Annotated in this window: 17 protein-coding genes; 7 read left to right on the top strand and 10 right to left on the bottom strand. The window is 67.6% G+C overall.

Annotation, left to right across the window (positions count from 1 at the left end):
• Positions 1–292 precede the first annotated feature (292 nt).
• A complete protein-coding gene (locus J3P31_RS16740) occupies positions 293–2,617 on the bottom strand; it encodes a PAS domain-containing protein (protein ID WP_210529649.1) in 2,325 nt (774 codons plus the stop codon).
• A gap of 541 nt (positions 2,618–3,158) precedes the next feature.
• On the opposite strand from J3P31_RS16740, the gene J3P31_RS16745 reads away from it, so the two are divergent.
• A complete protein-coding gene (locus tag J3P31_RS16745) occupies positions 3,159–3,485 on the top strand; it encodes a hypothetical protein (protein WP_210529650.1) in 327 nt (108 codons plus the stop codon).
• Between the two features lie 376 nt (positions 3,486–3,861).
• On the opposite strand, the gene J3P31_RS16750 is transcribed toward J3P31_RS16745, so the two are convergent.
• From J3P31_RS16750 to J3P31_RS16760, 3 genes are all read right to left on the bottom strand, one after another.
• Positions 3,862–5,178, bottom strand: a complete 1,317-nt coding sequence (locus J3P31_RS16750) for a PQQ-dependent sugar dehydrogenase (protein WP_210529651.1) — start codon at positions 5,176–5,178, stop codon at positions 3,862–3,864.
• Entirely contained in the window at positions 5,175–5,606 is a 432-nt protein-coding gene (locus J3P31_RS16755; protein WP_210529652.1) for a DUF2231 domain-containing protein, read from the bottom strand. The genes J3P31_RS16750 and J3P31_RS16755 overlap by 4 nt, the downstream gene beginning before the upstream one ends.
• Before the next feature lie 329 nt (positions 5,607–5,935).
• The gene (locus tag J3P31_RS16760; RefSeq protein WP_210529653.1) at positions 5,936–7,834 is read right to left on the bottom strand and encodes a potassium transporter Kup; all 1,899 of its coding nucleotides are present in this window, start codon (positions 7,832–7,834) and stop codon (positions 5,936–5,938) included.
• A gap of 148 nt (positions 7,835–7,982) precedes the next feature.
• Between J3P31_RS16760 and J3P31_RS16765 the strand changes: the two genes are divergently transcribed.
• Both J3P31_RS16765 and J3P31_RS16770 read left to right on the top strand, forming a co-directional pair.
• Positions 7,983–9,494, top strand: a complete 1,512-nt coding sequence (locus J3P31_RS16765; RefSeq protein ID WP_210529654.1) for a DUF4118 domain-containing protein — start codon at positions 7,983–7,985, stop codon at positions 9,492–9,494.
• Positions 9,491–10,192 carry a response regulator gene (locus J3P31_RS16770; protein WP_210529655.1) on the top strand — a complete coding sequence of 234 codons (702 nt, stop codon included), beginning with the start codon at positions 9,491–9,493 and terminating at the stop codon, positions 10,190–10,192. The genes J3P31_RS16765 and J3P31_RS16770 overlap by 4 nt, the downstream gene beginning before the upstream one ends.
• Before the next feature lie 223 nt (positions 10,193–10,415).
• Here J3P31_RS16770 and J3P31_RS16775 read toward each other — a convergent pair whose 3' ends face one another.
• Positions 10,416–10,652 (bottom strand): hypothetical protein, encoded by a 237-nt coding sequence (locus J3P31_RS16775; protein ID WP_210529656.1) that lies wholly within the window; start codon positions 10,650–10,652, stop codon positions 10,416–10,418.
• Between the two features lie 496 nt (positions 10,653–11,148).
• On the opposite strand from J3P31_RS16775, the gene J3P31_RS16780 reads away from it, so the two are divergent.
• The gene (locus J3P31_RS16780; protein WP_368373098.1) at positions 11,149–13,215 is read left to right on the top strand and encodes a TonB-dependent siderophore receptor; all 2,067 of its coding nucleotides are present in this window, start codon (positions 11,149–11,151) and stop codon (positions 13,213–13,215) included.
• A 169-nt stretch (positions 13,216–13,384) separates the two neighbouring features.
• On the opposite strand, the gene J3P31_RS16785 is transcribed toward J3P31_RS16780, so the two are convergent.
• Positions 13,385–14,038, bottom strand: a complete 654-nt coding sequence (locus tag J3P31_RS16785; protein ID WP_210529657.1) for a cation efflux transmembrane domain-containing protein — start codon at positions 14,036–14,038, stop codon at positions 13,385–13,387.
• A gap of 265 nt (positions 14,039–14,303) precedes the next feature.
• Between J3P31_RS16785 and J3P31_RS16790 the strand changes: the two genes are divergently transcribed.
• Positions 14,304–16,655, top strand: coding sequence for a hybrid sensor histidine kinase/response regulator (locus J3P31_RS16790; RefSeq protein WP_210529658.1), 2,352 nt, complete (start codon positions 14,304–14,306; stop codon positions 16,653–16,655).
• Here J3P31_RS16790 and J3P31_RS16795 read toward each other — a convergent pair whose 3' ends face one another.
• The 3 genes from J3P31_RS16795 to J3P31_RS16805 all read right to left on the bottom strand — a co-directional run bounded on the left by J3P31_RS16795 (position 16,656) and on the right by J3P31_RS16805 (position 19,193).
• Positions 16,656–16,898 (bottom strand): YjiS-like domain-containing protein, encoded by a 243-nt coding sequence (locus J3P31_RS16795; RefSeq protein WP_210529659.1) that lies wholly within the window; start codon positions 16,896–16,898, stop codon positions 16,656–16,658. It lies immediately after the preceding gene.
• A 148-nt stretch (positions 16,899–17,046) separates the two neighbouring features.
• The gene (locus tag J3P31_RS16800; RefSeq protein ID WP_210529660.1) at positions 17,047–18,384 is read right to left on the bottom strand and encodes a calcium-binding protein; all 1,338 of its coding nucleotides are present in this window, start codon (positions 18,382–18,384) and stop codon (positions 17,047–17,049) included.
• Positions 18,385–18,509: 125 nt separating this feature from the next.
• On the bottom strand, positions 18,510–19,193 hold the full coding sequence (locus tag J3P31_RS16805) for a response regulator (RefSeq protein ID WP_368373099.1): 684 nt from the start codon (positions 19,191–19,193) through the stop codon (positions 18,510–18,512).
• 302 nt (positions 19,194–19,495) lie between these two features.
• Between J3P31_RS16805 and J3P31_RS16810 the strand changes: the two genes are divergently transcribed.
• Positions 19,496–22,234, top strand: a complete 2,739-nt coding sequence (locus J3P31_RS16810) for a PAS domain S-box protein (protein ID WP_210529662.1) — start codon at positions 19,496–19,498, stop codon at positions 22,232–22,234.
• Positions 22,231–22,935 carry a response regulator gene (locus J3P31_RS16815; protein WP_210529663.1) on the top strand — a complete coding sequence of 235 codons (705 nt, stop codon included), beginning with the start codon at positions 22,231–22,233 and terminating at the stop codon, positions 22,933–22,935. The genes J3P31_RS16810 and J3P31_RS16815 overlap by 4 nt, the downstream gene beginning before the upstream one ends.
• 53 nt (positions 22,936–22,988) lie before the next feature.
• Here J3P31_RS16815 and J3P31_RS16820 read toward each other — a convergent pair whose 3' ends face one another.
• Positions 22,989–24,530, bottom strand: coding sequence for a calcium-binding protein (locus J3P31_RS16820; RefSeq protein WP_210529664.1), 1,542 nt, complete (start codon positions 24,528–24,530; stop codon positions 22,989–22,991).
• Positions 24,531–24,638 lie beyond the last annotated feature (108 nt).

The raw sequence follows: 24,638 nt of genomic DNA on the forward strand, positions 1-24,638 counted from the left end.
CGCTGCCGTTCGACGATCCGCGTCCCGGAACACATGCATCTGGACCGTCGGTCCCGGGATGGCAGGACATGGATGGGCCTGCGGGGACCCGGTCCTGGTTGGCTTGGGGCGGAGGTCGTCGCTGACAGGAGCCGAGCCGTAGCGCGGGCGAAGGATGCAGGTCCGGGCTGGGCGCCGGTCAGCCGCAGAGGCGGCGCCAAGGTCCCCAGGGGGTCACCGGCTGGCACGGGCCGGAGCCGTGAAGACGCGGCTTCGGCCCCTGAACGTCTCCCTTTGGACAGCGAAGCTCCAATCAGGCCGAAGCGGCCATCGGCCTCGGCCAGCGGTCTTCCAACGGCGCCAGCACGGACACGAAGTGATCATGCCTGCCTTCGGCGTCGTAGGCCGAACTCACCGAAAGGCGGGTCCGAACCCATTCTCCCGTCGCCGTCCGATAACGCATGGGAACCGAGAATGACGACACCTCGCGCCGCAGCAGCGCCTGGGTCTCGTCCCAGGCCTTGGCGTAATCGATCGGATGGGCCACTTGCTGCGCCGTCAGAGCCGTCAACTCCTCCATCGGCCATCCCAGGATCTCGCCGAACCGCTGGTTCGCCTCGATGATCCGGCCATCCATGGACACACGGGCAATCCCAACGGCCGCCAGTTCGAAGATGCTCCTGTAACGCTCCTGGCTGGCCGCTTCGGCGCGCGCCTCCGCCTGCATGATCTCCGTGATGTCCTCGAAGGTGCCGACGGTCTGCACAGGAACGCCGGCATCGAAGACCGGATGGTTCAGGTCACGCACCCAGCGGACCTCGCCGTCCGGCCGCACGATGCGGTAGACGATCCGGTTGGGCTCTCCTTCACGCTCCCGGGACATCATCTCTTCCACCCGCCCGCGGTCGTCCGGGTGAACCCAGTCGAGATAGGTGGCCGGCTCCGACTCCAGGATCCGGGGCGACCTGCCCAGGATGCGCTCACAGCCCGGGGACGAATACAGCGAGCATCCCGTCGCGATATCGGTCTGGTAGAAGCCCTCCTGCACGGTCTCGGCGATGAGCTTGAGTTGCTCCTCGGTCTTGAGGATCTCGGTCACGTCCTCGACAGTGCCCGCCACATGCGTGACGCGCCCGGCCCGGTCGACGATCGGATGGCAGAGGTCGCGCAGGTGCCGGACCGTCCCGTCGGGGCGGGTGATCCGGAAGGCGGTCCGGGTCTGCTGACCCTGCCGCACCTCCTTCAGCCCGTTGAGGAGCCGAACGCGGTCATCGGCATGAACCCATTCCAGGAAGCCGAAATGGGTCGCACTGCTCTCGGCGAAGGACCGTCCCCAGATCTTGTCGAGTGCCGGATTGGCATAGAGCACATCGCCCTGCGAGGCGTCGAAGAGGTAGAACCCCTCGCGCACCGTCTCCGTGACCAGCCGGAGCATGTCCTCGGTCTGCCGGGCGTCCGTGATGTCCTCGACGGAACCCACCACCTGGGTCACCTTGCCGTGGTCGTTCCGGATCGGATAGGCCAGATCCCGCACCCAACGGATCCGACCATCCGGGTGGGTGATGCGGTACTCCATCCGTCGGCTTCCGCCATTCTCGAGCTGAGCCCAAGCCGACGCCACCACCTCGTAATCCTCGGGATGGATGGCCCGCTGGTGGGCCCTGACATCATCCGGGAATGTCCCTTCCGGACGGCCGCAGATATCCTCGTAGGCGGGGCTGGCGTAAAGGAGGCGCCAGTTGTCCCAATCGAACTGGTAGAATCCCTCGCGCACCGTGGTCGTGATAAGATTGAGCCGCTCGAGCGCTTCACGGCCCTCGGTGACGTCCCGCGACACGCACAGCAGGCTCTGAACCTCGCCATCGGCGTCCCGCATGGGCGTGATCGCCACGTTCCACCATCGACGCTCTCCGGTGGCCGAGATGAACGGCGCAGTGAAGCGTCCGATGCCGCCCTTGGCCGCATCGCTGACCGCGTTCCAGGCCGAGGCCCGTCCGGCGGCCGTGGGCCAGCGTCCGATCCACGAGCGGCCCAGCACGACGTCGTCGAGGTCCATCGAGATGGCCGCCGAGCCGGCAGCGTTGATGGTCAGAAGGCGACCGTCGAGCGATAGCGTCTGGATGCAGTCGGCGTTGGCCTCGATAAGCCGTGCCGCGAATTCCTCCACCTGCCGCCGTTCGGACTCCTTCCGCTCTGCTTCTGCCGTCAGTCGGGCGGCATGGACTTCGCTCTCGCGCCGACGGTCGTCGACGTCGGTGGCGTGCCCGATCCAGTGCACGATGCGCCGGTTCTCCCGAACCGGCCTTGCGCGGACGAGGTACCAGTCATGATCACCCGAGGCCGTCCGGATCCGGTACTCGAGCTCGAAGGGTTCGCTGGCGCTGATCGCTCGTCCCCAGGCACGGGCCACCCGGATGCGATCATCACGGTGGATGGCGCTGATCCAGCCGCCACCCAGCCATTCGTCTTCGCTCAGCCCGGTCGCCTTCTGCACCTCGGCATTCGCGAAAACGCAGGCTCCGCCCGTATCGCAGATGAAGACGAGTGCGGGAATCCCGTCCAGCAGGATCTCGAAATCGACTCGTCTCCGCCACGAGGTTGGTTTCGGAGCCCCACCACTGCCTGCCGTCCCGTTCATCTCCGCCTCTATCGCCGACCGTCCGAGTCGGACGCCCACAACCTACCCCAGCACATCTCTTCTGCTTGCTGGTTGAGGCGGCTTCTAGAGGGAAGCGCGACAGGTTTGCAGCACGACCGCGTCAGGCGCCCGAAAATTGCCCCAGAGAGTGGGTGCCTGACCGGCTCCCGAATGCACCACATGCCTTGGTCTGCCCGAGCAATCCCCTCTCTGTGGTGCCTCGGCATCTTTACGACTCGGCCGTCGACGCTCTAGCATCCGCTCAGGCATAAGCGTTTCTGGTCGCAGTCGAACCAGCAGGCCACTTAGCCGAACTGGGAGGCGCATTGCGACGGCGGCCAGCCGGCCAAGTTCACGATGCATACGAGAGGGTCGATCCGTGTCCGAACACTGCATCCAGTCCGCCCCTCGGCCGATGGTGAAAGAGACGGTCGAGACCACTGCCCCGGAGAGCAGGGCTCCTGCTGGATCGCGGCCGACGCTCGGCTTGTCCTTGGGCTCCACTTCGTCTGGACAGGGCCGGACGCCCCTGGCTACTCCCGTGACTCAGGAGCCGCAGGACTCCGCGTCGCAGCCTGGGGCGCAACTGACCGCACTGGCCGAGTTGATGGACAACTGGGGCGCCGCACTGCCCCGATGGGACAGCCAGGTCGCGGAACCCTGGTTCTTCTTCCTTGAACGGGCATACAGCGCAGAGACCGGGCTGGCGGAGCGGCTGCGCCGCCTCCCGACCTGCCGACTGTCCATGTGTCCGCTGCGGGAGCAGGTGAGGCTGTCCCTCGCGGGCATCAGCGTGGAAACCGACAGGGGGCTCGCAGCGGCCTGCCAGGCCTGGGCCCAGGAGGCGCGGGTGCTCGGTCGGTCCTGAAGGTCGATGGCCCAAGCCGACATCGTGCTCCGCAGTCCAGCTGGAGGCAGGCCGGTCCGCCTGGGCCTCCGTGCCGGGCCGCGCAGGTTGCAAGAACAGGCGCTGGGCAAGCAGGTTTTCAGTGCAGTCGACCCGAGCGATCATTCCATGAGTGCGGGCCTTCAGGCCCACTGTCCCGCGAAATGGCGTGCGCGCTTGATCGGTGACGCTGCCGGCCGGTCTGTCCCATCGGACGACCTTCAAAACGCAGCCAGGTGGTTGCTTCAAGGTCAGGAGTTCGAGAGGGGATGTCCCCCGTTACCGCCTTAGGATGGCCCTTCCACCGGGCAGGTTGGGGCGGCCGGTTCTCAGGCCGGCCGGATCCCCGCGCCGGGCCTTAAGGGGCAGCCGGCGCAGGCGGTGTCGGCTGCTCGGTCGGCGCGACCCTCCAGATCGTGTTCGACAGGTCGTCGGCCACGATCAGTGCTCCGCGTGGGTCCACGGTCACCCCGACGGGCCGTCCGCGGGTGTTGTCCTCGTCCAGAAGGAACCCGGTCACGACATCGATGGGGTCGCCGGCTGGTCGGCCATCCCTGAACGGCACGAACACCACCTTGTAGCCCACCGGTTCGCTGCGGTTCCAACTGCCATGCTCACCGACGAAGACCCCGTCTGCGAAGGCATCTCCCATGGCGGGGTTCGAGAACGCGACGCCAAGCGCGGCCACATGCGCCCCCAACGCGTAATCCGGCTTGATGGCGGAGGCGACCAGATCGGGGTTCTGCGGCTGCGCGCGCGTGTCGACGTTCTGGCCCCAGTAGCTGTAGGGCCAGCCGTAGAAGGCGCCCTCCTGCACCGATGTCAGGTAATCCGGGACGAGGTCGGGACCGATCTCGTCCCTTTCGTTGACGACTGCCCAAAGCTGGCCTGTCCCGGGCTGGATGGCCAGAGCGGTGGGATTCCGCAGGCCGGTGGCCAGGGGCCTGTGCGCGCCGGTCGCCACGTCGATCTCCCAGATCATGGCCCGGTTCTCTTCGGCTTCGATGCCGCGCTCGGTGATGTTGCTGTTGGAGCCGATGCCGACATAGAGGAAACGGCCGTCGGCGCTGGCGGTCATCGCCTTGGTCCAGTGGTGGTTGATCTCCGACGGCAGCTCCGTGAGCGTCTCCGGCTCGCCATCCGCTTCGGTCTGGCCGTCGACGTAGTCGAACCGGACGACCGCGTCCTGGTTGGCCACATAAAGCGCACCATCCACCAAGGCGAGCCCATAGGGCGCATTCAGGCCGTCAGCGAAGACCCCCTGATATTCATAGGTGCCATCCCCGTCGGCATCGCGCAGCAGCGTCAGCCGATTCCCGCCTTTGACCGAGCTCTTGCCCAGGCTCTTGATGAACCCTGCGATCAGGTCCTTGGGACGTAGTGCCGGCGCGCCACCTCCGGTGCCTTCGGCGACCAGGATGTCGCCATTGGGCAGAACCAGGGTCTGACGCGGGATCATGAGATCCGTGGCGATAGGCGTGATCGTGTAGCCGTCGGGCACCGTCGGGAGATCCTCGCCCCACAGCGCGGGCCTTGGAATGGTCATGGAAGGAAGAAGGCCGCGGCTTGGCTCGGGCAGTTCGGGGTCCGAGCCGACCTGCGAGGAGGCAGACTGGCCCATGGCGAACATGGGGGCGGCCGCAAGTAGGCCGGTCAGCAGGAGCAGGCGCATCATCTCATCTCCCTGACGCGAAGCCCGGAGAAGCCGATCCAGGCGGCCACGAGTGCCAGGGCCGTCGCCAGGATCGACAGGTACAAACCTTCGGGCATGGTAGCCCAGGCATCCTTGGCATGGACGAGGACGTTGATGAAGCCGGCCACCCAGGTGGCCAGGAGCAGGACAAAGTAGACCACCGCCCGGCCGCTACGGTAGTCGCGGCTGCGGATCAGGTTGATGAAAGCCCAAAGCAGGGCAAGGCCGCCTCCAAGAAGTCCGCCGGCGTTGAGCCAGGATGCAAAGTTCGCCCACTGAATCTCGAAGGTCCGCGAATAAGCGATGTCACAGACGAGAGCGCTCAGGAACAAGGTGAACGGAAAAGCGAGCAGGATGGAGTGAAGCGGATGGAGCGGTCTCAAGGGACCCGGAGCGTATGTGGCAACCACGGTGCCTCCTTTGGGCTCACATTCGGCGGCGCGACCCCCGATCCAGCCGGGCGGTCGGGGACTCAATGCCTCGGGGGGGCGCAGGTTCCGGAGGGGGCGCCGATCCCTTTGCCCCGATCCGCTCCACCGGAACCACCGCTTGGGTCCTGTCCCGCAGCGGGTCGGAGTCGGGTCAGGGGAGCTGCCGTGCAGGGCGGCCCGACGGTGAGGCCCCGTGGACCTCGTCGGCGGACGGCTGAAGAAGGGGGTCAGGTGAGGGCGGAGTCACCCCGAATCAACCGCTCCCCCGGCGCACGGATCCATCTGGTCCCGGGCCGAACCGCCGCCTGTCAGATCTCCACCTGACTTCCCAGCTCCACCACCCGGTTCGTCGGAAGCCGGAAGAACTCCATGGCGCTGGCGGCGTTGCGGACCATCAGGGCGAACAGCTTTTCCCTCCAGATGGCCATGCCGGGACGGTCCGAGGCGATCAGCGTCTGCCGACCCAAAAAGAAGCTCGTCTCCATCACCCGGAACGGAGCGCCGCAGGTCGAAACCTCGGCCAGCGCCGCGGGCACGTCCACTTCCTCCATGAAGCCGTAATGCAGGATCACGCGCCAGAAACCATCGCCCAGCTGGACGGTTTCCGCGCGCCGCAGGGGCGCGACCCTGGGGATTTCCTCGACAACGACCGTCAGGAGAACGTTGCGGTCGTGGAGCACGCGGTTGTGCTTGAGGTTGTGGAGAAGCGCCGGCGGCACGGCCACCGGGTTGGAGGTCATGAACACCGCCGTCCCCGGGACCCGGATGGCCGAACGTCCGGCCGAGCGAACCACGACCTCGAGTGGCGTCGAGCCTTCCGCCAGACGCTCCTGAAGGAGCCGCCGCCCCGCGGACCAGGTCGTCAGGATGGTGAACACCACGGCGCCCACGAGAAGCGGAAACCAGCCCCCGTCCGGAATCTTGGTGAGGTTCGACGCCAGGTAGGCGCCATCAACAAGCAGGAAGGGACCGATCACCGACGCGACCAGCCAACGGTTCCAACGCCATATGGTGATGGCGAGGATCCCCAGAAGGCAAGTCGTGATGAACATCGTCCCCGTGACCGCGATCCCGTAAGCCGAGGCCAGCCGCGTCGATTCCTGGAACGCGAGGACCAGAAGGCCGACAAGGCCCATCAGGATCCAGTTGACCGAGGGAATGTAGATCTGCCCCGCCGCCGACTCGCTGGTATGGAGCGTGCGGATGCGGGGCAGGAGGCCGAGCTGCACCGCCTGATGCGTCACGGAGAACGCCCCGGAGATCACCGCCTGACTGGCGATGACGGTAGCGAGCGTCGCGATGAGCACGAGCGGCAGCCGCGCCCAGTCGGGCGCCATCAGATAGAAGGGGTTCGAGATGGCCTCGGGCTGGTCGAGCAGGAGCGCCCCCTGGCCCATGTAGTTGAGCATGAGGCAGGGCCAGACCAGTGTCAGCCAGGAGAGCGCGATGGGACGCCGGCCAAAATGGCCCATGTCGGCGTAAAGGGCTTCGGCGCCCGTGACCGCCAGCACCACCGAACCCAGGGCCAGGAAGGCGAGGGCCGGATCCAAGGCGAAGAACCTGACCGCCCACAGGGGGTTTAGGATGCCCAGGATCTCGGGATGATGGACCATGTTGGCCACGCCCAAAATGGCCAGGGTGGCGAAGTAGACGAGGACGATGGGCCCGAACACTGAGCCGACACGGGCCGTCCCGCGCGCCTGAATCAGGAAAAGTCCGACGAGAATGATAAGGGCAAGGGGGAGCACGAGTGGTTCGAGCCGCGCCTCGACCACGGTCAGCCCCTCGACGGCCGAAAGGACCGAGATGGCCGGCGTGATGATGGCATCTCCATAGAAGAGAGCCGTCGCAAGCACGCCGAGGACAAGGAGGGCGGTCGAGCGCTGTCCGCCAAGGCCCCGGGACACCAGCGCAAGCAGGGCGAGGCTGCCGCCCTCGCCGCGGTTGTCGGCCCGCAGCACGATGGCGACGTACTTGAGCGTCACGACCAGGGTCATGGTCCAGAAGATCAGGCTCAGGACGCCGTAGATGTGCATCTCGTCCAGCACGAGCGGATGGGGGCCGATGAAGCTTTCCTTCATGGCATAAAGCGGACTGGTGCCGATGTCGCCGAACACCACGCCCACGGCTCCGACGGCGAGCTTGAGAAAGCCGTCGCTGGGGTGGGACCGGTCCGAACTGTCGGCGGTCGAAGGGAGGGATGTCATGTGCAGGTCCTTGGGCCCGATCGGTTGCGTGCTGGACCGATGATATGAGCCGACCGGCATAAGGAAGCGCGGGGCAAGTCCGGCCATGACCGTAAGGATTCCGTAAAGACGGCTCGCGTCTGGCGCGGCAACGCGTAGGTTCACGCCCATGCGCTACCGACCACCCGTTCTGTTCGACATCCGTGCCTACGCGGAGACACTGATCGCCGTGTCGCTCGTCACAGCCGGCGCGTTGATCGCGGGGACCGTGCTGTCCTCGGATTCCGCCGACCTGCTGTACCTTTTGCCCGTTCTGGTCGCCGCCAGCCTGCATGGCCTGGGGTCCGGCCTGTTTGCGGCCGTGCTTGGGGCGCTTGCCTACAATTTCTTCTTCACCGTGCCGCTGCATACGTTCAGGATCAGCCGCTCGGGCGACCTTATCACCGTGCTGGTGCTCCTCGCCGTCGCGCTGGTCACGGGGCACCTGACGGCTCAGCTTCGGAGGCGGGCACGCGATGCGGCCGCGCGGGCGGAACGGGACGCCAGCCTTGCGGCCTTTGCGCGGGTGCTGGTGGGGCCGCTCGGTGACGAGGCCCTGGGCCACGGGATCTGCAGCGAGACGGGCCGCCTGATGGACGCCAACGCCGTTCTCGTGGTGCCGGACGATGGCCGTTCCCGGCTGCTTTCGAGCGAACCTCACATGGACGAACTCGACGCCTTTGCGGCGGAGGCGGCAGAGGAAGCCATGTCGCGGCGGGCGACGACGGGCCGTGGCTCCTCCATCGTCGCCGGGTCGGACTGGACGTTCCACCCGCTGGCTACGTCGGACAGGGTGGTGGGCGCCCTCGGGTTCGCGCGCGACGATGGCCGTCCGCCGGTCGAGCCGGGGCGCGAGCCCCTGTTGGCGACGCTGCTCGATCAGGCGGCGCTCGCGCTCGAACGGCAGCGCCTGGCCCGGGAGGTGGCAGAGGTCGCGCGCTTGCGTGAACAGGACCGGCTGCGCCGTGCCCTCCTGTCCTCGGTCAGTCACGACCTTCGCACCCCGCTGACCTCGATCGTCGCAACGGCGGCAGAGCTTCGACGGGACGGCCGCAGCGATCCCGCCGCTGTCGGTCTTCTCGAAGACGAGGCACGTCGGCTCGATCGGTATGTCTCGAACCTCCTGGACATGGTGCGGCTTGAGGCCGGGGCGCTTCGGCTGCGGCTGGAGCCGGTGGATCTCCCCGATGCCGTCGCCGCGGTCGAACGCGATCTTGGCCGGGTCCGGGGCGCGGGTCGTCTACGCGGCGAGGTGCCGGCCGATCTTCCGCTGGTCCGGCTGGACCCTCAGCTTCTCCATCACTGTCTGCTGAATCTCGCCGACAATGCGTTGCGGCATGGGGGCACCGGACCCGTCACGATCCGCGCCGAACAGATCCAGGATGGGCTGGTTCTCGAGATCCTCGACAGTGGCCCGGGCCTGAGGCTTGGCCAGGAGGGACGGATCTTCGACAGCTTCGTACGCCTCGACGGCTCGGACCGGCAGGGCGGCACGGGGCTGGGCCTCGCCATCGTGAAGGGGTTCGCCGAAGCCATGGGCCTGTCGGTCGTGGCGGGAAACCGGCCTCAGGGCGGTGCGGCCTTCGTCCTGCGGATCCCTGCGCGGCTCCTGATCGACGATTTGCGGGCCGAAGCCGGATGAGCGGCCCGCCCCGCGACAAGGTCCTGGTCGTCGATGACGAGCCGCAGATCCGGCGCCTGCTGCGGGTGGCGCTCGAACGTGCGGGCTATGACGTCCTGGAGGCCGCCACCGCGCGCGAGGCCCTGAGCCGGATCGACATCGAGAAGCCCGGTCTCGTGCTTCTCGACCTGGGCCTGCCGGACCGGGACGGACTGGAGTTCCTCCCGCTGATCAGGATCCGGAGCGCGGCCAAGGTGCTCGTCGTCTCGGCGCGTGAGGCGACCGAGGAGAAGGTGGCCGCGCTCGACCTGGGGGCCGACGACTTCGTCACCAAGCCCTTCGACACCGATGAGCTTCTCGCACGGGTGCGCGTGGCCTTGCGGCAGCGCACGGCTGCCCAGGTGGGATCCGACGCCCGGCAGTTCGAGGACGTGGTCGTGGATATCGCGAACCGTGTCGTCCGACGGGCTGGCAAAGAGGTCCATCTGACGCCCAAGGAGTGGGGCCTTCTGGTCGAGATCGTCCGCCATCCCGGACGGGTCGTGACTCATGCCCAGCTTCTCCGCACGATCTGGGGGCCGGCGCACGAGCATGACGTGGAATACCTGCGGGTTACGGTCCGGAACCTGCGCGCCAAGCTCGAGGCTGATCCGTCCGCTCCAAGGCTCATCGTCAATGAGCCCGGGGTGGGCTACCGCATCGTTGTCGACAGGCCATAGCTGCGCCGGTCGCCAGCCGTTCATCCGGTCAGAGCCGACCGCCGGACCTGTGCACGGACTCCAGTACGGCCTGCCAGCAAGGTCCCGACCGGGGCAGGGATAGTGGGTTCCTGGGCACGCATGAGGTCCTTCCCTGGCCAGCCGGTTGCCACCGAACGGACCCTTGGTCCGATGCTGCGCGAGCTGGATCCATCGGCACGTTCGGCGCAGGAACCGACCCAGATCAGGCTGCAGCTGGTCCGAGGCGAGCGATCGCAGCGTTGCGAAGGGCGCGCGTGGCCAGGACGGTCGCGATTGCCTCGTCAAGTTGGGCGAGTTCAGAAGCAGCGGCGGACTGGGCCGCGACATCGCCCGCAAGCCGTGCGGCACCCAGACGGATGTTCGCCCGCGTGCGGCGGATGTTGAGCTCGCTCAGTAGGTCGCCGCCTGGGCTGGAATCCGTGCTCCACTGGCTGGTCATGGAAAGGCTCCGGTTACAATCGTGAATTGCTGCTGCCGAAAGGCGTCGTCATGCGACATCGTTGAATGATGCCGTCATAATCCGCCGCCCGACGTGGGCCGAGTGGGGAATTCCGGCCTTGGCTGCGAAGGGGCGCGCCGACCCATGTGACCCGCGCGACTGGTCGGAATCCGTCCTCCCGTCGCGCAACCGGCGGTCGCGGCGTGGACGGCCTGAGGTCATGGCGTTCCACTCATCCGGGCCGATCACCATGGCAAGCGCGCCACAGCTGGTCGGCCTAGGGTCGTCGCAAAGGAGGGAGGCGGTTTGACCATGTCCCGGGAGGGCCGTAGGCAGACCCACGCCAGCGAGACGCTCGCGACCCTGGTCGCGCCGGGCCAGCCATCCCCCTATCCTGACCCCGGAATCGTCCATGATGCATACGTCCCTTCGGACTCCAACCCGTCGTCCCATCGTCGCTGCGGCCCGCCCGACATCGAGGCCGAGGATCGTGCGGGTGCTGCTCTGCACCGCCTGCGCCGTCCTGCCGCTGCCGCTCCTCGCGCAGGGGGCCGAAGAACCCGTCGACCTTGGAACGGTCCGGTTCGAGCTGGAGGGAGCGATCGGACCGGACGGCACCATCGTCGCCACCCGGACCGCGACGGCCAGCCGGACCGATTCAGCCATCGTCGACCTGCCCGCATCCGTGTCGGTTGTCACCGAGGCCGAGCTGGAGCGACGCGACGTGGAGGACACCACGGACGCCTTGGCCTACACCTCGAGCGTGACCACGGACGAGTATGGGAGCGACGATCGCTACGACTACGTGCGCATCCGTGGATTCTACCAGGCGGGGCTTGGCACCTATCGCGACGGGCTGCCGGCCGGGACGACGAACTTCACCGGCGGCAAGCTGGAGCCCTTCGGCCTGCAACGGGTCGAGGTGCTCAAGGGCTCCACCTCGACGCTGTTCGGCCTGAACACGCCCGGCGGACTGGTCAACGCGATCACCAAGCGGCCCCAGGATCATGCCTTCGGCGAGTCGACCATGGCCATCGGGGCCGAGCATCTCGAGTTCGGCCTCGACGTGGGTCGACCGCTCGATGTGGCGGGCAAGTGGAACTACCGGCTGACCGCCCTGTCGCAGGACGGGGACAATGGCGCGGAGTACACCGAGGACGACCGCCTCTATGTCGCGCCAGCCCTGTCCTGGCAGCCTAGTGAGAATACCGAGATCACGCTGCTGGCCGACTACAACAAGCGCGACGGGAACCCGGGCCACGCCATCCCCCTCGGCTCGGAGATCGATCCCGACACCTTCCTGGGCGAGCCCGCCTTCAATGCCATGGACCGGGAGGAGATGAGCATCGGCTGGGACGCGTCCCACCGGTTCAGCGAGGGCCTGACCTTCGCCCAGACGGCGCGCTACACCAAGCTCGATCTCACCTACGAGTCCATCTATGGCGCCGCGACCTCATCCGACACGCCCCGCTCGGCCTATGCGGTCTACGGGGAACTGGAGAGGTTCGCCGTCAACAGCCAGCTCCAGTACGACACCACGCTCGGCTCCGTGCGGTCGCGCACGCTGGTCGGCGTCGACTACCTCCGAGAGGATGTGTCCGAGACCTTCAACATCGGGACCGCGGCCGGGATCGACCCGGAGAACCCGGTCTACTGCGGTCGGTCCTGCGTCGCGATCACCTACGTGGCGGACCAGGATCTGAACACGGAGTCGACCGGTGTCTTCCTCCAGGAGGAGCTGACCTTCGCGGATCGTTGGATCGTCACGCTGGGCGGCCGCTATGACACGGTCACGACCGAGACAGGCGCGCCCGGGGCGACCACGAGCTTCGAGGACGACGCCTTCACCTCGCGCGTCGGCCTGACCTACAAGGCCACGCCGGCCATTTCGATCTACGCCAACTACTCCGAGTCGTTCCAGCCGACCGGCCCCTACGACCGTGGCCTTCTCATCAAGGACGTGGAGCCGCAGGAGGGCACGCAGTACGAACTGGGCACGAAGTACCGCCCGCTTGCCGGGAACGCGCTCTTCACGGCGTCCGTGTTCGACCTGTCCCAGACCAACCTGGTCACGCAGGTCGCGCCGGCGGTCTATGAGCAGGTCGGCGAGACGCGGGTGCGTGGCGCCGAACTCGAGGGCAAGTGGACCATGGGGCAGGGGCTGAGCCTGACCGCCGCCTATGCCTATTGGGACGCCGAGATCGTGGAGAACGGGACGGCCGGGAACGAAGGCAACCGCCCCATGCTGGTGCCCGAGCACAGCGCGTCCTTTTGGGCCGACTACACCGTGCTCGGCGCGGGGGCAGGCGGCGACCTGACGCTCGGCGGCGGCGTCCGCTACACGGGGTCCAGCTTTTCGGACAACGCGAACACGATCGAGCTGGGCAGCCAGGTCGTCGTGGACGCCGCGGTCAGCTACCAGCTCACCAGCGATGTGGCCCTGGCGCTGAACGTGTCGAACCTGTTCGACGAGCGCGAGATCGCGTCGGTCGATACTTTCACCGACAACGCCTACTACAACGATGGCCGTGAGATCCGCGCGCGCCTGACCTACACCTGGTAGACCACGCGGCTCATGCCGTCCGCAGCCGATGGCCCGGACGGCATCCGTGCAAGGAGGCTTCGCCCCAAGGCGCAGGGGTGGTTCGCAAGGACGGGCCGCGGGACGCCCGTGGTTCCGCCAGTCCGGGCCGCTCCGTCCGGGTCGGGATGGCAACCTGGGATGGCCGAACTCAAGCCATCCCGCTGCTTTCGCACGCCTTCAGCCGGAGCTTTCCTTTGACTCCCTGGCGGACAGCCTGGCAGGCGACGGGCCACGCCCAATAGGCTGAGGCCAAAGCCATCACCAGGCTGACGGCAGGATCGATGAGCCGGGTCTCGCTCTGACCCTCCAGGATCAGCATGAGGAGGAGCGATCCGGCCAGCAGGATGTTGGAGCAGAGCTTGTCGGCGAACAGGCGCAGTTGCGACCGCAGGAACGGGGAGCCCGGATCGTGCCGGACGCGTTCGCGCCAGAGCATCATCAGCCGCAGGTTCACGAAACCCGAGACCACATTGAGGCCGAAGCCGATCACGAGGCCGGGTCCTCCGACGGCTGGCTCCCCCCACCAGGCGCGATGCACGGCGCATCCCATCACGCTCAGCATCGACAGGACCATGCAGCCGGCGACCAAGGCGGTGACGAGGTGTTCCGCACGGGCGGCGGCGACCGGATCACGATGGTGATGGCGGGCAAAGGCCCAAGCGCCACTGAGGGCAGCCATGTCGAGCAACGTCAGCAGCAGATCCGTCCGAAGTGCGAGCGAAGTCGAGCTGCCCGCTGCGAGAGCGGTCAGGACGAGGCCGGGCAAGCCTGCGATGAGGGCGCAGGCCGTCGTCCGGTGCATTCCGTCTGTTCCTCTTGGGTCCGTTCCCGTCATCCGATGCGCCCTCCCTCCGGCTTGGGCAGGCTTAGGAGAGGCAGGTTGCCGCCCTGCATCGTGGCCGGCCCGGTTGGTTTCATTCGTGTCGTGAACGGCGCCGGCAGGCGATCAGGGTTGACAGAAGAGGGTCGGGAACGGTCCGTTGCAGACCGGGAGAACAGGACGCATGGCTCGATCTGCCGACATCCCAGCCCGGACCGAAACAGCAGCGCCCCGCTGGCGAACATGGTTGCGAGGAGCTCTGGCCCAGTTCCTCGTGCGGCTCTCGCCGGAAGGACAACGTGCCGTCGCACGGCTCGCGGCCAGCGAGGAGCGTTATCGCAGCGTCGTGGAGACGCAGACGGAGTTCGTGCTGCGCCAGACCCCAGACGGTCGCCTGACCTTCGTGAATGAGGCCTACTGCCGATTTACCTGCATGAGCCGGGAGGAGCTTCTCGATCCGAACTGGTGCGACCTCGACCACCTCCTGCCGGAGGACAAGGCGCGCTTCTTCGACCATATCGCCCGGCTGACCCCGGAGAGCCCGGTCGCGACCGTCGAACTGCGGAGCATCCCGCGCGGAGGGCGGGAGCGTTGCACCTCCTGGACGGACCGGGGCATCTTCGATGCGGCGGGCCGGCTCGTGGAACTCCAGTCCGTGGGTCGCGACATCACCGAGCGCGTGCTGGCCGAGCGGGCCAGGGAGGAAGCCGAGCGGCTGCGGCGCACGGTCCTCGAAGCTGCACTCGACGGCTACATCTGCATCGACCAGGAGGGCCGGATTCTCGATTTCAACCCGGCGGCCGAGCGCATCTTCGGTCATCCCCGGGAGGGTGTCCTCGGGCAGAGCATGGAGGATCTCCTCGTGCCGCAGCACAGCCGCGCCCGGCACCGCGAGGGCTTCCGCCGACAGCTGGAGTCGGGCGTTGCGACCATCCTGGGCCGCACCATCGAGGTCACTGCGCTGCATGCCCGTGGTCATGAGGTCCCGATCGAGATCGTGATCGTTCGGAGCACGTTCGAGGGACGCCCGGTGTTCATCGCCTACCTGCGCGACCTGTCCGCCCAGAAGCGGGCCGAGGCGCAGGCCGCGGAGACGGCCGCACGGTTCGAGGCGATCTCGGACGGAGTTCCGCTGCCGATCGTCATCTCGGCCCTGGATGCGCCGGCCATCCTCTTCGCCAATGCCAAGGCCCGGCAGCTCCTTGGCCTCGAAACCGGGCAGGCGGGCCGAGCGCTCCTGGCTGTCTGGGCCGAACCTGCCGGCCGTCGTCGGCTGATCGCCGAGCTCGAGGCGCAGGGGGCGGTCGAGGCCTTCGAGACCGTTCTGCGAAACCCGGATGGCGAGCGGATCAATGTCCTTATCTCGGCGCGGCGCATCCAGCAGGACGGACGGCCCGCTCTGTTCGCGGCCGTGACGGACATCACCGCCCAGCGCAACGCCGAGGCCGAGATCGCCCGGCAGCGCGAGAGCCTGCATCAGAGCGAGAAGCTGACCGCCTTGGGCTCACTGCTGGCAGGCGTGGCCCACGAGCTCAATAACCCGCTTTCCGTGGTCGTCGGCTATGCCGCACTGCTGGAGGAGTTCTCCTCCGAGCCCGACACGCGGCATCGGGCGGAGAAGATCCATGAGGCCGCGACGCGATGCTCCCGGATCGTGCGGACCTTCCTGGCCATGGCCCGCAAGAAGCCCCCGACCCGGGGGCCGGTCGACCTGGAGGAGGTGATCCATGCCGCGCTCGACCTTGCGGCCTACGGGTTGCGGTCGGCCGGGGTGGAGGTCGCCTGCCACATCGAACCAGGGCTGCCGATCATCCAGGGCGACGCCGACCAGCTTCCCCAGGTGCTGACCAACCTGATCGTGAACGCCCAGCAGGCCCTGCTGCAGGTGCCCCCACCGCGCCGTCTCCGCATCGCTGCGCACAAAGGGGCAGGGGACGTGGAGATCACGGTCGAGGACAATGGACCGGGCATGCCCCCCGACGTCCTGGCCCGCATCTTCGAGCCCTTCTACACCACGAAGCCGGTCGGGGTCGGCACGGGTGTCGGTCTGTCCGTCTGCCAAGGCATCGTGGCCGCCCATGGTGGCGCCATCCAGGCACAGTCGAAGCCGGGGCAGGGGGCCGTGTTCTCGATCCGGCTGCCAATGGGCCAAGGGACCGAGATGCCTGTGGCCGCGGCGGTCGGTGAACCCGAGGGTCGACCCGCCCCGGCGCGGATCCTCATCGTGGACGACGAGCCGGACATCGCCGAAATGATGGCCGAGATCCTGCGCGGCGATGGACATGATCCCCGTGTCGCCCCGAGTCCCGAAGCCGCACTGCGCGTCCTCCGACGGGATCGCGTGGATCTGGTCATCAGCGATGTCCGTATGCCGGGTCTGGACGGCCCCGGGCTTTTCGACGCGATGGTGCGCCTGCGCCCGGCCTTGACCGAACGCGTGCTCTTCGTGACGGGCGACACGCTGTCGCCCGAGGTGCAGGCGTTCTTTCGCACGACTGGGGCCCGGGTCCTCGAGAAGCCGATCGACGCGCAGGGCCTGCGCCGGTCGGTCGCCGGGATCCTGGGAATGCAGGACCCAAATGGTCCGGATCCCTCCTGATCAGGTAGTCGGGGCCGGTCTCCTCCCGCGCACCTGCCGCTCGATGTTGCTTGGCTCAACGCCGATGTCCCGCAGCAGATGGTTGTCCAGCTCGCGCAGTCGCTGCACGGACATTTCGATGTGATGGCGCTCGAGGCTGCGCCGATGAATCGACGCGAGCCAGCGGAGCAGTCGTCCTGTCGGGCTGGATTCTTGTGTGGTCAGGCCGCTCGCCTCAACCAACCGAGGGGAAAATGTGCTCATCTCAAACTCTCATCGGAAATGGATCGCATCTGCGAAGCATCGTTGGGGAAAACGTGTGTCCGTAGGCTGATCGCGGGGGCTGACCTGCCCCGGTCACGGTCTGGCCGGAGCCGCCCCGGCTCGACACCGGGACGCTCCATGTCTGGCGTCACAGGAAGAAGTCGGCCGACGTAAGGTCGAGAACTCCGGTCAGGCTCAGGGTCATCTCTGCGGCGGCGTCGGCATCGACGTTGATCTCGACCAGAGTCGTCCCGATCCCCTGGGTCGCGCGGACCTGCCCGATCATCGAGAAATCCGCGTCGCCGATGAAGGCGAAGGCATCGTCCGAGGCCGTGGCCGTGTTGGCGTCGATCATCGACAGGCTGATCTTGTCCTGCCCCTTCTGGAAGTCCGTGATGACATCGCGGCTCAGGGCCCCAGTCCCGCTGTCCGAGGTGAAGAGGAACCTGAACGTGTCGGCGCCCGCCTCCCCGGTCAGCCAATCCTTTCCGCTTCCGCCGATTAGCACATCCTGGCCAGCGCCGCCGTTGAGCTGATCGTAGCCCGCCCCGCCGTTGAGGTGGTCGTTGTCGCCGTTCCCGCTGAGTTGGTCCGAGCCGTCGCCGCCCTGAAGTTCGTCGTAACCGAAGCCGCCCGACAGGCTGTCGTTGCCGGCCCCGCCCGAAAGGTAATCATTGCCGGTGCCTGCATCGGTCCGGTCGTTGCCGTCTTCCCCGTAAAGGCGGTCGTTGCCGGTCTGACCGTGGATCTCGTCGTCTCCGGTGCCGGCGAACACCTGGTCGTTGCCGGTCCCGCCCCAGGTGTCGTCCGTGCCGTCACCGCCAGAGAGGTAATCGTCCCCCGCGTCTCCCGACATCCAGTCGTCGCCATCATCTCCGTAGACGGCGTCGTTGCCATCGTTCCCGCGAAGGCTGTCGTTGCCGAAGCCCCCCCGAATGTCGTCCGCGCCGAGTCCGCCGGACATCGTGTCGATCCCGTTGTCTCCGTAAAGATCGTCGTTCCCGCTGCCGCCGATGATCTCGTCGTGATCGTCGCCACCATGGATCAGGTCGTCGCCGCCGGCCCCGTCCAGGGTGTCGTTGCCGAAGCCACCGTAGATCTTCTCGCCCGGCAGGCCGCCCGTCACGCGGTCGTTGCCCTCCTCGGCGTGAATGGAATCCGCGCCCATCAGCATCGTGTCGCCGCCGTTGGTGATGACGTCATCGCCCTGGCCCGCATAGACGAGGTCCGTCCCCGTGCCCGTGACGATGGTATCGTTGCCGGATTCGCCGTGCAGGATGTCCCAGCCGTCGCCCCCGCTGATCCAGTCGTTGCCCTGGTTGCCATGCATGATGTCCTCGCCCGCGCCTCCGAAAAGGCTGTCGTTGCCGGCGTTGCCCCAAACGTGGTCGCTGCCGGCGAGGGCGAAGATGGTGTCCGCCAGGTCCGTGCCGACCAGGGACGTCAGGAAGGCGTCGTTGAACTGAGTGCCATAAATAACAGCCATTTAACTCTATCCTCAATGAAATGCAGGACCTCCTGGTCTGCATGAGGATGTCTCGGTGGTCGCGGTTGCGGACGAAGGCCGCCGGACCTTCTCTCCTGTTTCGATCGTCGCGCGAAGCCCAGGGGTCAGCCCGGCGCGAACAGGTAGCCGGCGCCGCGGACGGTCTTGATCAACTCCGGGTGGGCCGGATCCCGTTCGAGCTTGCGTCGAAGCCGCGTCACGCGATGATCGATGCTGCGGTCGAAGGGATCGTCCCCTCTGGCCGGAGCCAGATGGAGAAGGTCGTCGCGCGACAGGACCCGACCGGGGCGCGTGGCGAAGGCGGCCACGAGGTCGATCTCCATCGGTCGAAGCTCGACCGGGCGACCCGCCTCGTCGCGGAGTTCCCAGGCCCGAAGGTCGAGCAGGTAACGGCCGAACCGGGTGCAACCCTCCGGAACCTCGGCGGACCGGCGGCGGCGCAGGATCGCAGCGATCCGCGCGGCGAGTTCCGGCAGATCGACCGGCTTGGTCACGTAGTCGTCCGCTCCGACCTCGAGCCCGACGATCCGTTCGGTCGTATCCGACGCTCCGGTCAGCATGACGATTCCCGCATCCCTGTCCGCCCGCAGGCGCCGGGTGAGGGCGAAGCCGTCCTCTCCGGGCAGGCCGAGGTCCACCACGTAAAGGTCGGCCTGTCGGGCGGCGGGGTCCCGGTCCAGGCCGGCACCATCCGCCACGGCCATCACGCTGTGGCCGATGCTGCCGAAGTAATCGACCAGCATGCCCCGGATATCCGGGTCGTCGTCCACCACAACGATCCGTGCCACGATCCAATCCGCCGCGTCCGACACCATGTTGACCCTAGCGGCAGGTGACGTGATCTCAAAGCGGCAATGACGTGCACACGGCCCGAGATCGCCAAAGGCGAAGGCCCGGCCCTGCGCTACGCGCGATCATTGAAACATGAGATGCCGCCTGAGGCCTCGGCCGGAAACCGGGGCCGGCTCGGCTCTTGACAGGAGGACTGCCCAGGACCTGCAATTCCCGGCAGGCGTCGGCAGCGGAGGTCTGGGCGATGGCGGCGGATCGAGCGGTCGGATCTTCCCCTCGGCCATGGGCGGGCCTGCTCATGGTGCTGGGAACGACAGGTCTGCTGGTTCTGGGCCTCCTGACGCCAGGGATCCCGCTCTGGCTCCCGCTGATCGGAAGCGTGGCGGTCGCTGTCGCGCTCGCCGTCGGGACGGCGCGACGTTCGGCAGAGCTCATCCGGCTCAGGGCTACGGTCGACGCATTGCCGGACGGCATTGCCATCTTCGACCCGGCGGACCGGATCGCATTCTACAACGCCCGCTACCCCGAGCATCTTGCGCCTGCGCTGAAGGCGGCGCTGCGCCCCGGTCTTCGCTTTGACGAATGGCTGCGGGCCGGCCTTCAGAACGGTCCCATCTACCATCCCGACATGGGGGAGGACTTCGCCGCGCGGCGCCTGGCGATCCGCGCCCAGGGTCCCTCCGATCACGTCCACCGGCTCATTGACGGCCGCTGGGTCCGCATCCGAGAAAGCCGTCTGCGTGATGGAGGACGGGTTCTCCAGACCACCCACATCAGCGACGAACGGCGTCGCGCCGCCGAGCACGCGCTCTTGGCCGCTGCACTCGAGGAGATCGCGGAGCCGGTGGAGATCACCGACGCGGATCGGCGCTTCACCTATGTCAACCGCGCCTTCGAGGCGGTCACCGGCATCCCGGCGGCCGAAGCCATTGGTCGCACCGCGCGCGAGATCCTGTCCAGCGGGGAACATGACGCCGCCTTCTTCGAGGCGATCGACGCCTGCCTGGCGCGCGGGGAGGTCTGGCGGGGCATCATCGTCAACCGGGCCCGGAATGGGCGGCGGCTGGAACAGGACACCACGATCACGCCCCTGAGGGACGACGGGGGGCACCTCGCGCACTTCGTCTCGGTCCGGCGCGACGTGGGGGCCGCGCGCGCAGAGGCCCGAGCCTTGGCCGCCAGCGAAGCCCGGTACCGCGCGGTCGTGGAAACCCAGACGGAGTACATCATCCGTGTGGACGACGACGGCTACTGGACTTTCATGAACGCGGCGGCGCAGCGCCGGATCGGCAAATCCCTGGACGAGATCCGCGCGCTTGGCCAGCGCGACCAGGATTTCGTGCACCCCGAGGATCGCCCGGTCTACGACGCGCACATGGCCCGGCTCACGCCGCTCAACCCGACCGACACGGTGGAATTCCGGACCATCTACGATGGCAATCGTGTGCACTGGGAGCAATGGACGGACACCGGGATCTTCGACGACCAGGGCCGACTGATCGAGATCCAGTGCGTGGGCCACGACGTTTCCGACCGTCGCCGGGCCGAAGCCGAACTGCGGGCCTCCGAGGAACGGCTCGCCGCCATCATCGAGGCCAATCCGCTGGCGATGAACATCGCGAGGCTGTCGGATCGCCGCCTCCTGTTCGTGAACCAGCCCTGGCGCGACCTGTTCGGCGTCAGCGCCGCCGACCCGAACGAGGCCGACCTCGCCCGCCTTTACGCCGATCCCGGTGATCGGGACCGGATCTTCGCCGCGATGGCCTCGGGCGAGGAGGTGACCAACCGCGAGTTGAGGTTCCGCCGGGTCGACGGGACGGAGATCACCTGCTCGATCACCTCCCGGCCGATCCTGTTCCAGGGAGAGCCCGCGCTTGTGACCAGCACCATCGACCTTACGCAGCTTCGTGCGGCCGAAGCCGAGATCGCCCGCCAGCGCGAGGCCCTTCACCAGAGCGAGAAGATGACGGCCCTGGGCGCCCTGCTGGCCGGGGTCGCGCACGAGCTCAACAATCCGCTTTCGGTGGTGGTGGGCTACAGTTCCATGCTGCGGGAGACGGTGTCCGACCCCGACCTGCTGGAGCGGCTCGGGAAGGTCCACGGGGCGGCCGACCGTTGCGCCCGGATCGTGCGGACCTTTCTTGCCATGGCCCGGGCCAAGCCTCCGGTGCGGGGGCCGGTCGACGTCGGGGAACTCGTGCTGGGGGCGCTGGATCTCTCCGCTTATGCCCTGAGGACCGCAGGGGTGGAGGTTCGAACCGACCTGCCTGCCCGGCTGCCACCGGTCTGGGGTGATGCGGACCAGCTTGGGCAGGTGGTGACCAACCTGGTGGTCAACGCCCAGCAGGCGCTTCTGGGCCAACCTGCGCCGCGCCGGATGCTGCTGGCCGCGCGGGCCGAAGGCGATCAGGTCCTTCTCGAGGTGTCCGACAACGGTCCCGGCATGGCGCCCGAGGTCGCCAAGCGCGCCTTCGACCCGTTCTTCACGACCAAGCCGCAGGGCGTCGGCACCGGGGTGGGTCTTTCGGTCTGCCATGGCATCGTTGCGGCACACGGTGGCCGGATCGACCTTGAGACGGCGCCGGGGCAGGGCGCGCGGCTTCGGGTCTGGCTTCCGCGTGGCGAGACCGGGCTGTCGGACCTTGCCGCACCGGACGACCACGAGCCACTCTCGGGCGGACGGGTGCTCGTGGTCGATGACGAGCCCGACGTCGCCTCGCTGGTGGCCGAGGCGCTTGGCATCGCGGGTTACGAGGTCGACACGGCTCCGAGCGGTCGACGCGCTCTCGCCGCCTTGCGCGCGCGCCGGTTCGACGCCGTGGTGACCGACCTCAGGATGCCGGACATGGATGGATCGACGCTGGTGGACGCCATCCGGCGCGAACACCCGCATCTGGCCCGTCGGATCGTGATCGTTACGGGGGACGCCCTGACCCTGAGCGGACATGACCCGGCAGCGGACGTCCCCACCTTCGAGAAGCCGCTCGACCTTCGCGGTCTCCTCGCGACCGTAAGGCGAATGATGGAGGACTCATGAGCGGCCGCGTTCTGGTGGTGGATGACGAGCCGGACCTGCGGAGCCTGCTGCGCGACTACCTTCCCCTGCATGGGTTCGAGGTGCGGACGCTGCCCGGGACTCCGGATCTGGAGCGCGTCCTGCGGGAGGGCGGGACGGATGTCGTCGTGCTCGACGTCAACATGCCCGGCGAGACCGGGACCGAGGCGCTGTCACGCCTCCGGGCCGCCGGGATCGGGACGCCTGTCATTCTCCTGACCGCGGCGGGTGGCCTGCCAGAACGCGTGGATGGTCTGGGACGCGGCGCCGACGACTACGTGGTCAAGCCGTTCGAGCCACGCGAACTCGTGGCCCGACTGCGCGCCGTCCTGCGCCGGGTCCGGGACGAGTCCCCGCAGGCCAGGCCCGAACCACGTCGCATCCGCCTCGGCTCGCGCGTCCTCGATCTCGACGGCCGCAGGCTGCTCCGGGAGGACGGCACGGAGATCACGCTCACCGCGATGGAGTTCGACCTCTTGTCCGTGCTCGCAGCCCACCCCCGCCGGCCGGTCTCGCGCGAGCGGCTGGCGGAGGTCGCCCACGGACGGCAGCTGGCGCCGGGGGACCGGAGCATCGACATCCGGATGCTCCGGTTGCGCCGCAAGATCGAACCCGATCCTGAAAATCCGCGCATTCTGGTGACCCAGCGGGGCGAGGGCTATCTCCTCGACCCCGATGGTTGAGGCCGACCGGCGGGCGCATCGGTCCCTGTCATCCACCGATCCGCAATGGCACGTCAGAAGATGAAGTCAGTGGCGTCAAGGCTGTAGCAGCCCTCGACCGTGAACGACATCTCGATGGCATCATACGGGTGCTGGACGCTTCCTTCCTCCAGGTTGCGGAGGTTCAGGGACACCATGACGCCGCCGCCGACCGAGGAGATGGCGATGGTCGCGGCATCGAAGCGGAAGTCCTCATAGGGCCATGTCGAATGGATCAGCGTGTCGAAGGCCTGGTTTCCGCTGAGGTGCTGGTTCGCATCGATGCCGCTCAGGTCGATCTTGTCGACCCCGCGCTGGAAGTCCTTGATGACGTCGTGGTCGTTGCTCTGCCACGGGCTGTCGCCCTGGGCGCGGAAGACGAACCGGTCGGCGCCGGCCCCGCCCGTGAGTTCGTCCCCGCCGGCGCCGCCGACGAGCCGGTCCGCCCCGCTGGAGCCCAGGAGCTTGTCTCTCCCCAGGCCCCCCTCGAGGGTGGAGCCCACGGGACCCGCCCGAAGCGTGTCGGCGAAGTCCGAGCCCGTCAGGTTCTCGATCGACTCCAGGGCGTCGCCGGTTGCCCAGCCGCCGCCGGCCGCCCCGGTCCCGAGGTTGACGTTCACCGCCGCGGTCGAGAGGGCGTAGCTGACCGTATCGGTGCCGAGCCCGCCCTTGATCGAATTGCCCCCCGAGCCGGAGTGGACGACGTCGTTGCCGGTGCTGGCGTCGGCGGCCATCGTGTCGGTCAGGATGATCGTGTCGTTCCAGTAGCTTCCGACGACCTTCTCGATCCGGTAGAACTGATCGATGTCGGTGACGCCGCCGTGCGTGGCATAGACAAGGCCGGTTCGCGCATCGACGGTCGTGCCCGAGCCCAGGCCGTTGACCGACATCGTATCATAGCCCGACAGCCCGTCGATCACGTCCGACCCGATGCCACCGTTCAGGACGTCGTCGCCGTCTCCGCCGAAGAGCTTGTCCTCGCCGCCTTCGCCGTAAAGCTGGTCGGCGTCCTCCGCGCCGTAGAGCGTGTCCCGCCCTTCGCCTCCGTTCAGGAAATCCTGGCCACGTCCGCCGTCCAGGTAATCGTCCCCGAACTCGCCGCGCAGCGTGTCCGCTCCGTTGCGGCCGTAGGCCGCGTCGGCGCCGCCGCCGGCCCGCATCTCGTTGTTGCCCTCGGTGCCCCACAGCATGTCCGAGCCGCCGCCAGTGTAGATGGACTCGAAGTTCATCATCGTGAAGGCGCCTGCGCCGCTCGGGCTTTGTGCCCCGAACCGCCCGCTGCCCAGGGCAAGGTCGAAGGCGCCAGGGGAGGCAGTTCCACTCAGGTCGAGGATGTCGGCCCCTGCGCCACCGTCGAACCAGCCCCCAAGGCCCGTGCTCGACACATAATCGTAGCCGCCGCCAGCCTTGATTGTGTTCAGGCCGCTTCCGCCCAGGAGGTAATCGTTGCCGCCCAGTCCTTCGAGCCAGTCGTGGCCGGCGTAGCCGTAGATGGTATCAGACTGGCCCGTCCCAACCAGATTGGAGCCGCCGAGGTCATTCCGGTCATCGCCCGGCGTGCCATGAATAATGGACATTTCGCTATTCCTTTCACCAATCGCCCCAGGCGGGTCAGCCGGAGCGCGGCGAGGAATGCAGCTGCTGCGTTTCGGGACGAGGCCGAGGCGCCTGCGACAGGTTTCGAC

Source organism: Rubellimicrobium arenae (assembly GCF_017916275.1).
GTDB classification, from domain to species: domain Bacteria; phylum Pseudomonadota; class Alphaproteobacteria; order Rhodobacterales; family Rhodobacteraceae; genus Rubellimicrobium; species Rubellimicrobium arenae.